15 protein-coding genes are annotated in these 13443 nt (G+C 35.1%); 13 read left to right on the top strand and 2 right to left on the bottom strand.

Going from position 1 to position 13443, the window contains the following annotated elements; all coding sequences use genetic code 11:
• Positions 1–6: 6 nt before the first annotated feature.
• The 10 genes from ccpN (at position 7) to J2Z82_RS02295 (ending at position 10253) form a co-directional block, all read left to right on the top strand.
• Positions 7–636, top strand: coding sequence for a transcriptional regulator CcpN (gene ccpN, locus J2Z82_RS02340; protein WP_209479194.1), 630 nt, complete (start codon positions 7–9; stop codon positions 634–636).
• A gap of 14 nt (positions 637–650) precedes the next feature.
• A complete protein-coding gene (locus J2Z82_RS02335; protein WP_209479193.1) occupies positions 651–1454 on the top strand; it encodes a pyruvate, water dikinase regulatory protein in 804 nt (267 codons plus the stop codon).
• Between the two features lie 391 nt (positions 1455–1845).
• Complete coding sequence (gene dnaG, locus J2Z82_RS02330; protein WP_209479192.1) at positions 1846–3660, top strand: DNA primase; 1815 nt, start codon at positions 1846–1848, stop codon at positions 3658–3660.
• 26 nt (positions 3661–3686) lie between these two features.
• The gene (gene rpoD / locus J2Z82_RS02325) at positions 3687–4808 is read left to right on the top strand and encodes an RNA polymerase sigma factor RpoD (RefSeq protein ID WP_209479191.1); all 1122 of its coding nucleotides are present in this window, start codon (positions 3687–3689) and stop codon (positions 4806–4808) included.
• A gap of 112 nt (positions 4809–4920) precedes the next feature.
• Entirely contained in the window at positions 4921–5475 is a 555-nt protein-coding gene (locus J2Z82_RS02320) for a hypothetical protein (RefSeq protein ID WP_209479190.1), read from the top strand.
• Positions 5476–5556: 81 nt separating this feature from the next.
• The gene (gene cccA / locus J2Z82_RS02315) at positions 5557–5943 is read left to right on the top strand and encodes a cytochrome c550 (RefSeq protein WP_209479189.1); all 387 of its coding nucleotides are present in this window, start codon (positions 5557–5559) and stop codon (positions 5941–5943) included.
• A gap of 111 nt (positions 5944–6054) precedes the next feature.
• The gene (locus J2Z82_RS02310; protein WP_209479188.1) at positions 6055–6786 is read left to right on the top strand and encodes a tRNA (adenine(22)-N(1))-methyltransferase; all 732 of its coding nucleotides are present in this window, start codon (positions 6055–6057) and stop codon (positions 6784–6786) included.
• A complete protein-coding gene (locus tag J2Z82_RS02305; protein WP_390313957.1) occupies positions 6761–7876 on the top strand; it encodes a Nif3-like dinuclear metal center hexameric protein in 1116 nt (371 codons plus the stop codon). Before J2Z82_RS02310 ends, J2Z82_RS02305 begins: the two co-directional genes overlap by 26 nt.
• A gap of 154 nt (positions 7877–8030) precedes the next feature.
• Positions 8031–9344 carry a DEAD/DEAH box helicase gene (locus J2Z82_RS02300; protein WP_209479187.1) on the top strand — a complete coding sequence of 438 codons (1314 nt, stop codon included), beginning with the start codon at positions 8031–8033 and terminating at the stop codon, positions 9342–9344.
• A gap of 15 nt (positions 9345–9359) precedes the next feature.
• A complete protein-coding gene (locus J2Z82_RS02295) occupies positions 9360–10253 on the top strand; it encodes a deoxyribonuclease IV (protein WP_209479186.1) in 894 nt (297 codons plus the stop codon).
• A gap of 151 nt (positions 10254–10404) precedes the next feature.
• On the opposite strand, the gene J2Z82_RS02290 is transcribed toward J2Z82_RS02295, so the two are convergent.
• The gene (locus J2Z82_RS02290) at positions 10405–10689 is read right to left on the bottom strand and encodes a DUF2624 family protein (protein WP_209479185.1); all 285 of its coding nucleotides are present in this window, start codon (positions 10687–10689) and stop codon (positions 10405–10407) included.
• A gap of 89 nt (positions 10690–10778) precedes the next feature.
• Here J2Z82_RS02290 and J2Z82_RS02285 point away from each other — a divergent pair, with 89 nt between their 5' ends.
• Together J2Z82_RS02285 and J2Z82_RS02280 are read left to right on the top strand one after the other, a co-directional pair.
• Positions 10779–11489: a lytic transglycosylase domain-containing protein gene (locus tag J2Z82_RS02285; RefSeq protein ID WP_245251042.1), complete on the top strand. Its 711-nt coding sequence runs from the start codon at positions 10779–10781 to the stop codon at positions 11487–11489.
• Between the two features lie 88 nt (positions 11490–11577).
• A complete protein-coding gene (locus J2Z82_RS02280) occupies positions 11578–12018 on the top strand; it encodes an MATE family efflux transporter (RefSeq protein ID WP_209479184.1) in 441 nt (146 codons plus the stop codon).
• Between the two features lie 14 nt (positions 12019–12032).
• Here J2Z82_RS02280 and J2Z82_RS02275 read toward each other — a convergent pair whose 3' ends face one another.
• On the bottom strand, positions 12033–12383 hold the full coding sequence (locus tag J2Z82_RS02275; protein ID WP_209479183.1) for a hypothetical protein: 351 nt from the start codon (positions 12381–12383) through the stop codon (positions 12033–12035).
• A 74-nt stretch (positions 12384–12457) separates the two neighbouring features.
• On the opposite strand from J2Z82_RS02275, the gene J2Z82_RS02270 reads away from it, so the two are divergent.
• Positions 12458–13093 (top strand): NfeD family protein, encoded by a 636-nt coding sequence (locus J2Z82_RS02270; RefSeq protein ID WP_209479182.1) that lies wholly within the window; start codon positions 12458–12460, stop codon positions 13091–13093.
• Positions 13094–13443: the final 350 nt, after the last annotated feature.

The following is a 13443-nucleotide window of genomic DNA, read 5'->3' as shown; positions in this document are numbered from 1 at the left end:
GAAAAAGTGGAGTTATCAAATAGACAAGAGCAAATTATTGTAATTGTTAAGGAAAATGGGCCAATTACGGGTGAGAATATAGCCGAACGTCTAGGCTTAACAAGAGCAACATTACGACCAGATTTAGCTATATTGACCATGGCTGGTTTTCTTGATGCGAGACCACGGGTAGGGTATTTTTATACAGGTAAGACCGGAACTGAACTACTGACCGAAAAGATTAAGCAATTTAAAGTACAGGAATACCAGTCAGTCCCTATAGTTGTTAAAGAAGATGCTTCTGTTTATGATGCTATTTCAACAATGTTTTTAGAAGATGTTGGAACGCTTTTTGTGGTAGATAATAATGCGTGTCTAATAGGTGTTTTATCTAGAAAAGACTTATTGAGAGCGAGCATTGGAAATCAGGATTTAAACGCTGTACCGGTACATATTATTATGACGCGAATGCCTAATATTACTATATGTTATCGGGAAGATTTAATGATAGATGCTGCAAAGAAGCTGATTGATAAACAAATTGATGGGCTGCCTGTCATCAAAGATACTGAAAATGGCTTAGAAATTGTAGGACGTATTACGAAAACCACGATAACGAAAGCGTTTGTGGAGTTAATAATGGATGAGCATTTATAGAGAGGAGCCGAACCATGGGTGAGAAGCCACTAGTTTATGTTTTGTCCGATTCCGTTGGAGAAACTGCTGAATTAGTAATAAAAGCAGGTTTGAGTCAATTTAATAATGGGGAATATAATATACAGCGAGTGCAGTATGTAGAGGACAAAAAAACGATTGATGAAACCGTACAAATTGTACAAGAAAAGCAAGGTATTATCGGATTCACGCTCGTAGACCCAATTCTACGTAAATATTTAAATACAAAGGCAAAAGAAAAAGATATTCAAGCAATTGATATTATGGGTCCAATGATGGATGCAATGGAAAAATTCTTTGATCATAACCCGCGCCTTGAGCCTGGATTAGTCCATAAATTAGATGAAGACTATTTTAAACGTGTGGAAGCAATTGAATTTGCGGTTAAATACGACGATGGTAGGGATCCACGTGGTATTGCCAGAGCTGATATTATATTAATTGGTGTTTCACGCACATCAAAGACCCCTTTATCACAGTATTTAGCACATAAAAGGCTGAAGGTTGCCAATGTACCAATTGTTCCTGAAGTTGATCCACCTGAGGAGTTATACGAAGTAGATCCGAGAAAGTGTATTGGCTTGCAAATAAGCCCTGAAAAACTCAATGAAATAAGAAGAGAAAGATTAAAGGCATTGGGACTCGGTGACCAAGCAACATACGCGAATATGGAAAGAATACACCAGGAGCTAGAGTGTTTTGATGATTTAGTTAATAAGATTGGATGCAGAACTATAGATGTATCCAATAAAGCTGTGGAAGAGACAGCCAATATTATTTCTCATATGGTTAAAAAATAGCTTTAATTATCTTAAAAAACATTCTATGATTAAGTAGAATGTTTTTTAATGGTAATCATAACGTTTTTGTATTATAATTATTTTTTGTGTCAAAATAAAATAATAAACTATACAATGTTGATCATCTGACGTATTCAGAAAAATAAAACATTAAGATATAGGAAGGAATACTGCTCAATTATGTAGAAATACAGTGTATAGGCATTATAATAGTTTGTCATAGGGTTTATACAAGCCTGTCAAGAGGTACAATAATACAACAAGTTAAACAAATCCTTCTTAGTTTTATACTCCATAGAAGGAAATTTTTTCGACTTTCTAAAAAAACTTTGTCGAATCATGAAGGATTTTCTTAACAAGTATCGAACTATATTAAAGCATGGTGGTAAAAATGCCAAATCAAATACCGGAAGAGGTAATTGAAGAAGTACGTAAATCCAATGATATTGTTGATGTTATTGGAGAATATGTTCAATTAAAAAAACAGGGGAGAAACTTTTTCGGACTTTGTCCATTTCATGGGGAGAATACTCCATCCTTTTCGGTGACGCAAGAAAAGCAAATTTTTCATTGTTTTGGTTGTGGTAAAGGTGGAAATGTATTGACGTTTCTAATAGAGATGGAAGATTACTCTTTTTATGAGGCGCTAAAGTTTCTAGCCAATAGAAGTGGGGTAGACTTACCTGAAACAGGGATGAACAAAGAATCATCCATGTCGGAAGAAAATCAAAACATCCTATCTGCTTATGAATGGATTACTAAACTTTATCATCACTTATTACGATATACGAAAGATGGTAAAGAGGGCTATCAATACTTCAAAAACCGGGGTATTACTGATGAAACTATTGATGTTTTTCAACTAGGATTTGCACCAAATGTAAAAGACTTTACAGCTGAGTTTTTGCAGAAAAAAGGCTTTCATCAACAGATACTTGTTAAAGCTGGTTTACTTTCTCTAAATGAAGATAATAGTGTAACAGATCGGTTTCGAAGCAGGGTCATATTTCCAATTCGGAATCACTTAGGAAAGTCCATAGGTTTTGGTGGACGAACAATTGGAGATCAGGAGCCAAAATATTTAAATAGCTCCGAAAGTGAATTGTTTCAAAAGGGGCGTATCTTATACAATTTTGATTTAGCCAAAAAACACATTCGTAAACAAAACGAAGTGGTTTTATTCGAAGGGTATATGGATGTTATTTCTGCATATCAGGCAGAGGTGAAAAATGCTGTAGCAACTTTAGGAACTTCACTTACAGAATCACAAGCAAAATTATTAAGGCGTTATGTCGATACAGTGACCATCTGTTATGACGCTGATAATGCAGGCACTGAAGCAACATACAAAGCTGCTGTTTTGTTACAGAAAATTGGGTGTCATGTAAAAATAGCAAATCTAAGGGAAAACATGGATCCAGATAGTTTTATTCAGGAATTTGGTGCTACTGCATTTAAAGATGAGGTTATTAAAGCAAGTTATACGTTTACGAGCTTTTACATGCGATATTTAAAAAAAGATTTCAACCTTAGTCTTGAAAGTGACCGCATACAATATATTGAAAGTGTTCTTAAACAGCTTGCAATGATTGAGAGCTCTGTTGAACGGGAATATTACTTAAAAGAAATAAGTAATGAATATAATGTAACAATGGAATCATTAACACAAGAAATCCAGAACCATCAGCAAAAGATGAGCATTGGTAAGGATAAGAGAGAAAAGAACAGATATACTAATAGGGCACCACAATTTCAACAAACAAAAAAATTACTACCAGCTTTTCATAATGCAGAAAGACAGCTTATTGCATATATGTTGCAAGACACTTCTATTACTGATAAAGTGCAGGAGGAAATAGGTGCATCCTTTAATGTTGATGAGCATAAAATTATTGCTACACATTTGTATGCATTCTATGAAGAAGGTCATCAGGCCGATGTAAGTATGTTTATTGAAGCGTTGACTGATGAAAATTTAAGGCGTTTGGTTACAGAGGTTGCAATGATCCCTGTTCTTGAGAATATAAGTGATAAGGAAATCAGCGATTATATTCGAATAATTCGTGCTGAAAATAGCAGTAAAGATAGTATTCAAGCACTTAAAGAAGATCAAAAGTTAGCCGAACAACAAAATGACCCAATTAAGGCTGCAAAGATTGCAATGGAAATTATTGAATTGCAAAAGCAGTTAAAGAAGTTAAATTGAAATTGTAGTTGGAAGGAGGGGGACTCATGGCCGAAAATAAGCCTTCACAAACAAAAGAAAATGAAAATGAACTAACACTTGATCAAGCAAAAGATCAATTGCTTGAAATAGGGAAAAAGCGCGGAGCACTGGCTTATGAAGAAGTTGCTGATCGTTTATCTAATTTCGAGATAGAATCCGAGCAGATGGATGAATTTTATGGGTACCTGGCAGAGCAAGGTGTAGAGGTTATTGGTGATTCAGAGGAAGACCCTAAGATGCAGCAAATTGCAAAAGAAGAAGAATTTGATTTAAATGATTTAAGTGTACCACTCGGTATAAAGATAAATGACCCCGTTAGAATGTATTTAAAAGAAATAGGGAGAGTGGATTTACTTTCGGCTGCAGAAGAAATTGATCTAGCTCATCGAATTGAAAATAATGAAGATGAAGCAAAAAGACGTCTGGCTGAAGCTAACTTGCGTCTTGTAGTTAGTATTGCAAAGCGGTACGTTGGTCGAGGTATGCTTTTTCTTGATTTAATTCAGGAAGGTAATATGGGTCTTATCAAAGCTGTTGAAAAATTCGATTATCGTAAAGGTTTTAAGTTTAGTACGTACGCTACATGGTGGATTCGTCAAGCAATTACAAGAGCAATCGCGGACCAAGCGAGAACAATTCGGATACCAGTCCATATGGTTGAAACGATTAACAAACTTATTCGGGTACAGCGCCAATTGTTGCAAGACCTTGGAAGAGAACCAACACCAGAAGAAATCGGAAAAGAAATGGAACTTTCTCCTGATAAAGTTCGTGACATCCTAAAGATTGCTCAGGAGCCAGTCTCACTTGAAACACCAATAGGGGAAGAAGATGACTCCCATTTAGGTGATTTTATAGAAGATCAGGAAGCAGTTTCTCCGTCAGATCATGCTGCCTATGAACTTTTAAAAGAACAACTGGAAGACGTTCTAGATACACTTACTGACCGGGAAGAGAATGTATTACGTTTGCGTTTTGGTTTAGATGATGGACGAACAAGAACACTGGAGGAAGTCGGGAAAGTGTTTGGTGTTACAAGAGAACGAATTCGTCAAATTGAAGCAAAAGCTTTACGGAAGCTAAGACATCCTAGTCGCAGTAAACGATTAAAAGATTTTTTGGAATAAATCGTTTCAGTCATTAAGCACATTTGTTGGCAGTTAAGAAAGTATAGATACTTTCTTACTGCATAAGTGCAACTAAGTAGTTGTAGGTTATAACTGCACCGGGGTGATTCTTATGTCGGATAGGCGAATCGCAACAGTTGTTGAAGAAATCCATTACTGGAAAGAACATAATTTACTACCCGATGTGTATTGTGATTTTCTTTTGGCCATATATACAAATGGTGAGGGTGTTGAAGAAGAAATTGTTGGGAAAAAAATAAATATCGTAAAAGCTATTCAATTAACTTTGTTAAGTTTATTATTACCATTTGCTTTCCTAGTTATTTATTTTACCGAATTTCGTGCTTCACTACAAGTAAGTACCTTATTTTTATTTGTAATATATTCTTATTGGATGTCTAGAATATACAGTCAAAAGATTTCTATCTATTATCATCTTTCTATAGTAACTTTTCTGCTGCTGCTGCTTTTAATGTCGATATATATAAGTACCTTATTTACTGCTAATCAATGGTTTCTGCAATTTGTGATGATTATGAATGTGATTTCATGGTTTATTTTAAGTCGGCGATTCGATATAAAATACCTTAAAATTGTTAGCATATTTGGTATAGCATTTGTCATTTTATATATTGTTTTACAAAAATTTCACATCTTATCCCTTTAAACAAATTTGTTTTTCGAGTAAAATATATATAGCTTTTGAAACAAAATAGAGATTAAGGGGATTACATAAGGAGGAACTACGATGAAGAAGAACCCGGTCATCCCTTATGCAACTATTGCTGTAATAGGGATACTTTTGGTAGTTGTTATATCGTTTGTTGGTCTGGATCAGCGTCAAGCTATTGAAGATGAAGAACAAAACGGTGGCGAAAATACGGAAGAGAAGTCACAAGAGGGAGAAACTACTAGTGATCCTTCTAAAGTTTTTGAAAACACTTGTGCTAGCTGTCATGGTGCAGATTTATCCGGTGGTGCAGGTCCAGCACTAAATAAAGTTGGAAGCAAATATTCGCAAGAGGAAATTAGAGAAATTATCAAAACGGGATTTCCTGATTCCGGAATGCCTGGTAATTTATTACAAGGTGAAAAAGCCGATGCTGTTGCAAAATGGCTTTCTGAACAAAAGTAGTTATTTAGGATACTTATAGTTTATTATGCTAAAAGAGTAAGCTTACTGATATCATGCAGAAGGCTTGCTCTTTTATGCTATTAGATGTGTATAATTATGAAGGAGAAAATGATGAACAACACAATTAAACTCTCTAAGCGACTGAGCACTGTTGCAACGTTTATTACGAAAGGTGCCACTTTTGCTGATATAGGATCTGATCATGCGTATTTACCATGTTATGTCTGCTTATATGACAGCAAAGCACAGGCTATTGCAGGTGAAGTAAAAGAAGGTCCTTTTAAAAGTGCTCTTGAGACAATAAATAAATATGACTTATCAACTAGGGTAGAGATACGGTTAGGTGATGGGTTAGAAATTATACAGAATGGTGAAGTAAATCTGCTTGTTATTACGGGTATGGGAGGATCACTTATAAGATCCATTCTAGAAGATGGAAAAAGCAGACTAAGCTGTGTGCAACGAATCATCGTACAGCCAAATGTAAATGAACGAAATGTACGTGAATGGTTTTATAAAAACAATTACACCATTACTTGTGAAGAAATACTTGAGGAAAGTGGACATATTTATGAAATTATTGTAGCAGATCGCCAAGCTGACAAAAGTCCGTACAAAAAAGATTTATTGCAACAACAGCTATTATTCGGACCACTGTTATTAGAACATAAAACTGAAATATTTATTAAAAAATGGAATAATGAACTTTCAAAGCGGATTAGAGTTATCGATGAAATGAAGAAGGCAAAAGAACAAAATCAGGATAAAATTAGCGATTTTGAAAAAGAATTGTCTTGGGTACAGGAGGTCTTAAAAAATGGCAATGACAACTCGAAACAGTGATATTTTTCAATTGATGGAAACATGGGCACCAAAGCATCTGGCATACGATTGGGATAATGTTGGATTACAGGTTGGATCATTCAATAATCAAGTAACCAAGGTGATGGTAACATTGGATGTCCTGGAATCTGTAGTGGATGAAGCAATAGAAAAGAATGTTGACTTAATAATTGCACACCATCCGTTATTGTTTAAACCGGTGAAAAAAGTAAATGTAGATACATCTCACGGCCGAATTATTCAGAAATTAATACAGCATAATATTTCTGTCTATGCCTCCCATACAAATCTAGATATTGCTAATGGAGGCGTAAATGATATGCTTTGTGAATTGCTTAATATTAATCGAACAGAAGTATTACAACAGACCTATCAGGAGGAACTGGTAAAAATTGCTGTATTTGTACCAAAGACACATCTGAACGAAGTGCGAGATGCCATGAGTGAAAATGGAGCCGGACATATTGGCGACTATAGTCATTGTACATTTCAAACAGAAGGTCAAGGAACATTTATGCCACAGGAAGGGACAAACCCGTATATCGGTTCGGCTAATAATTTAGCATATGTGGATGAAGTTAAGGTTGAATCAATTATACAACAGCCTAAATTGGCTAGTGTGATTGAGGCAATGATAAATGCACATCCATATGAAGAAGCTGCCTATGATGTAATGCCTCTTCATAATTCAGGACAAACTTGTGGTATTGGACGTATTGGAACATTGGATAAAGGAGTAACCTTACAAGATTTTTCGGAACAAGTGAAACATGCACTTGAAGTTCCATCTCTGCGTGTGACCGGTGATTTAACTAAAAAAGTAAGAAGAGTAGCTGTTTTAGGTGGTAGTGGTGAAAAATATATTGATAAAGCTAAGAAAATGGGGGCAGATGTATACATTACAGGTGATATGACATTTCATGCAGCCCAGGATGCATGGCAAATGGGGTTATCGGTTATTGATCCGGGACATCATGTAGAAAAAGTTATGAAAGAAGGAACTAAGGATTATCTGGAAAATCACCTTAATAATAAGAGTATAGAAGTTATTCTGTCCAACTTAAACACTGAACCGTTTCAGTTTATATGATGCATGTATTATTAAACTACATTATAATAGAAAGAAGCTGGTATTTATTGGTAGTTAGGAAAACAAAATAGACTTTCATAAAAAAACCAGTAACAATAAGCTAAGTTCTCTAAGCTATTGGATGATTGATTATCATCAGAAGGAGTATTATCACATGGAAAATAATTTTAAACAGTTTTCGTTTCACCCAGTTTTGTCAGACATTATCGATCATTTAGGATTTAAACAACCGACTGAAATACAGCAAAAGGTGATACCAGCAATTCTTAAAGGTACTAGTGTTGTTGGGCAGTCACATACAGGGTCCGGAAAAACACATGCATATTTATTACCTTTATTTAACCAGATAGACGCTAGCAAACGCGAAGTGCAGTTTGTTATTACTGCTCCGACCCGAGAGCTGGCAATGCAAATACATGAAGAGGTTAAAAAGATTATTCATTATGCAGGAAAGAAAGAAATTTGGAATGCAAAGTTATTAGTTGGTGGAACTGATAAGCAAAAGATGATGGAAAAACTAAAGGAACCACCACATATTATTGTTGGTACGCCAGGCAGGATTTTGGATTTGGTTAAAGAGGATGCCCTTTCTCTATATTCTGCAAAATCGTTTGTAATTGATGAAGCTGACCTTATGCTTGATTTAGGGTTTATTAATGATGTTGATCAGTTACTGATTCGAGCAAGAAAAGACGTTCAATTACTTGTATTTTCTGCAACTATTCCTCAGCGATTAGAGCATTTTTTCAAAAAGTACCTGGAGAATCCTTTACATGTAAAGATTGATGATCAACTTTCGCCTGAAACAATGGAGCACCGATTAATTGCTTTAAAACACAGGGATGAATCTGATGTTATAATAGAAATCTCCAAAACAATACAACCCTATCTGGCAATTATTTTCACAAATGGCAAAGATATTGCTAATGCACTCGCAGCTTCTTTGCAGCAAAAAGGACTTGATGTCGGACTAATACATGGCGGATTAAAGCCCAGGGAACGTAAACGAGTACTAAAGGACATCCAAGGCCTTCGGTACCAATATATTGTAGCAACTGATTTAGCCTCACGTGGGATAGATATAAAAGGGGTAAGTCATGTCATAAACGCTCAATTACCTAAGGAAGAGGATTTTTATGTTCATCGTGTAGGACGAACTGCCCGTGCCGGGATGGAAGGTACAGCAATCAGTTTATATGCCGATCAGGACATAAACCTGTTACAAAAGCTGGAGCAAAAAGGTCTGACGTTCACATTTTTCGACATAAAGAATGGGGAATGGAAAGAAGCGAAATCCTGGAATGAGCGTGAACTACGCACCAAGACTAAAACAGATATTGATTCACAAGCCTGGAGACAGGTTAAAAAGACCAAAAAGGTCAAACCTGGATATAAGAAAAAGATGAAGAAAGAACAGGAAAATATTAAAAAACAAATGGTAAGAAAAAATTATAAAAAGAAAAAGTAAATTGAGGTGGAGTAATTGTTAAAAATTGGATCACACGTTTCGATGAGTGGGAAGAAAATGCTATTAGGCTCAAGTGAACAGGCAGCATCATATGGCTCTAATGCATTTATGATTTATACTGGTGCGCCGCAAAATACAAGAAGAAGGCCAATTGAAGAGCTTAATATTACAGCAGGAACAGAGCATATGAAAGAAAATGGGATTGAAGACGTTGTTGTTCATGCTCCTTATATTATCAATATAGGGAATACAGTAAAAAAAGAAACATTTGAACTAGGTGTAACGTTTTTACGAAATGAAATAGATCGTACTGCTGCAATTGGAGCCAAGCAAATCGTTCTTCACCCCGGTTCACATGTCGGTGAAGGGGCCGATAAAGGTATTAAAAGAATAATCGAAGGATTAAATGAAGTCTTAGAAAAAGATAAAGATGTTCAAATCGCATTGGAAACAATGGCTGGTAAAGGATCAGAGGTTGGACGTACCTTTGATGAATTAGCACGAATTTTTGATGGGGTTACACATAATGAAAAATTATCGGTCTGTATGGATACATGCCATATACATGACGCTGGATACAATGTTGTGAATGATTTTGATGGTGTTTTGGATGAATTTGATAAGATAATAGGTATTGATCGATTAAAGGTAATTCATGTTAATGACAGTAAGAATGAACTAGGTGCCCATAAGGACCGTCATGAAAACATTGGATTTGGTCATATAGGATTCGAGGCATTGCAACGTGTTATTCATCATCAACAATTAAAGCATTTACCTAAGATATTGGAAACGCCTTTTGTCGGTGAAGATAAAAAGAATAAGAAACCCCCATATAAATTTGAAATTGACATGATTAAAGAAGGCAATTTTATTCCTGATTTAAAAGAGAAAATAGTTAACCAGTAAACTCAAAGGGAATGACGTACTATACGTCATTCCCTTTTTGGCAGATAAGAAAGAATAAATCCTTTCTTACTGCATAAGTGCAACTAAAGCTTATCTATAAGGCCAGGCGATAAGCCAAGTTTTCTAAGTTTAGGAAACAGTAATTAGGGTATTAATTAAATAAGTGTTCCAGTCCATAAGCCTTGATAAGTTCGTGAAATAGTTTTTCTGATTTTTTAGCTGTTTCCCTATCGGTAATTCGTGATAGTTCTATGAGCATTTTATGCCTACCTTGATTGTCAAATGGATCCACGGAATGATTTTGTAAGTAGGATATAATCTGCTGAGCCTGTAAACGAGTAATAGTAACACCATTTTGCTTACTGTAATGGAGCAGTTCTTCCGGTGAAAGCTGCTTCATTTTTTTGATGGCCAAATCTTTAATAAATTTTGACATTATTATACTCCTTAAAAAGAATACTGATTTACTATATGCATAACCAATTAAAAAATTTACTTATTCAATAATCTAAAGGAGGTAATTAATTGGAACAACAACATTCACAATTATTTAAACAATTTATTGTATTTTTATGTATTAGTACTGTTTTTGCCGTTATATCTTATTCGTACATAAAAGAAAATAAACAATTAGCTTCTATAACTAATCACCTTGAAGCAGAGAATCAAAAATTAACATTAGAAAATGATTACTTAGACACAGAGCAGTTACTCGATGCCAAGAAAAATAGCTATCACTCATGGACATATGTAAATAAGCAAGCTAATAAATTGGTAAAGAATAGTAATGGCGAGTTTAAAAAGTCCTGGGCTATTTATTTAGTTCAGGAGGCCGAATCATTTGATATAAGCCCGTATATAGCTTACGAACTATTTAGAGTTGAAACAGGTAATACATTTGATCCTAATCTAGTGGGGCCCGAAACAAAATATGGTAAAGCGTATGGAATGGGGCAAATTATGAAGAATACAGCTCCTTGGATAGCTGAGATGTCTGGAATACCATATAAGGAGGAATTATTATTTAATCCATATTATTCCATTCACTTAACGTTTGTATATTTAGACTTTCTTTATAAACAATATGGCAATTGGGATAAAGCACTAACTGCATACCATCGTGGCATAGGAGGATTAAACAACTATCTTGATAAAAATGGACATGCCAAAAGCTGGTATGCGCTTGAAATCAAGAATAATGCTGAAGACTATAAACAATTTACAAATGCAAATTGAGGGTTACCATCAACTACCATCATTATTATTGTCAGGTTATCCATAAACTATGAACGCACCTCATTTAAAGGAAAGAGAGGTCTAGAATATGGATGAGTTTACCCGTCAAAACAATGTGGAAGATGATTTAAACAAGAAGGAACAACCAGAAACACGTGATATGGACATGGTTGGTACAAATCTAAGCGGCCAGGCACCGGTTGATTCAGAAGATGTACCAGAAACCCCAGCTGCAAGCAGTAGAAGGGATGATGAAGAGTTTGCTGCTGAAATGACAGCAGATGATATAGGTGACACAGTTAGAAATGAAGAAGATACCGAAGGCACCCAAGCAAACAGCGCTTTTGGATGGATGGCTTTAGCACTATCCATTATATCATTCTTTATCATGCCAATAATTCTTGGTGGAGCCGGGATAATAGTAGGCTTTATAGCAAGAAACCGTGATGCAGAAACACTTGGTAACACTGCAATAATTGCAGGTGCAGCTTCAATTCTTATTACACTTTTTGTTCTTCCATACGTTTAGAAAAGAGAGGCTGATTAGGTATCAGCCTCTCTTTCATATATTGGAAATGAATAAAATTCGTTTGGCTGTAATTGTTTAGGGTCTACTGTAGGGTTTAAAGCTTTAAAGTCAGATACAATTTTAGTAACATCTAAATTATTCGTTAGTTGCGGATTTATTTTTTCAACTATTGTAAGTAGTGTATCTCCTTGATTAACTTTCACTTCCATTGCTGATATATTTTTGGTATTTGTGACATATTCTTCTTGAGGTTGCTTATTTCTATTTATTGATGTAAGAGTTGTTCCAATACTTAAATCTTTATATATGCTTATAACAAATAATGCAATTAAAATATATATAATTGTTTTAAAAAAATTATTCATTTTTTTACTCCTCTTTTGAAACAATTTATATCATAAAAACGTACAATAATTGACGGGAAAAAGGAGGCTTGCACGTGGATATTTTTTCATTAAATTGGATAGGCTTCATTATCACCGGATTTGGGACTTTATTTCTCATCGGTGAAATGCTAGTCAATATGCGTGGTTTTTTCGGACTGTTAGGTTTAGGATTTATAACTGTTTATTTTGCGGTTTACCTGGAAACAGGCTCCTTTGTTATTATGCTTATTGTTTATTTACTTGGATTATTACTTATTATTATTGATGGAAAGGTAATTAATGATGGTACTCTTGCAACAATTGGGTTAGCTTGTATGCTAACAGCTGTAGCATTAACTGCACCAAATCTTTATGCAGGCATGTACGCAGTTATTGGCGTTCTTTTAGGTGGATTTTCATCGTTATTCTTCCTGAAAGTATTTAATCGGCGGGATATGTGGTCAAAACTAACGTTAGTAGACCAATTAACCAAAGAAGCTGGTTATAACTCGATGAGTGGGGAATACGAGCGGTTATTGAGCGAAGAAGGTAAAACAGTAAGCAATCTACGCCCGGTTGGTACAGTTCGAATTAAAAATAAAAACTACAGTGCTATTTCAAATGGTCAATGGATTCCTGAGAATACCTCTATTAAGGTTGTTGATGTTGATGGTACAAGAATTCTTGTAGAAAAAGTAAATAATGTTTAAAAGTAATACTTATTAATTGTTCATGGGTTCAGTTTTGGGAGAGGAAAATGCTAACATTAGAAATCACATCATAATTAGAGACATTTCTCCTCTATTGTTGATGAACCCATTTTTTAACGGAATGGGGATCTCGTTTACTGTTTTGGCGGATCCTCATTCCGTTATTTGCTTCAAAACCCTCGATTTAAGCTTGGATTCGGATCCTCATTCCGTTATTTGTCATTTTTGCCTCAAATTTGGCTGATTTTCTACTAATAGCTACTATGAACAAAACTGGCTCCTTAATCGTAAAGTCGTGGGTTAATTTGGTAGACTGTTTACTAAGAAAGAAAAACCCAAATCAGAGCCAC

Source organism: Virgibacillus litoralis, assembly GCF_017873675.1.
GTDB lineage: Bacteria > Bacillota > Bacilli > Bacillales > Amphibacillaceae > Lentibacillus > Lentibacillus litoralis.
The sequence above is the reverse complement of the archived record's forward strand: the minus strand, read 5'-3'. Positions and strand labels throughout refer to the sequence as shown.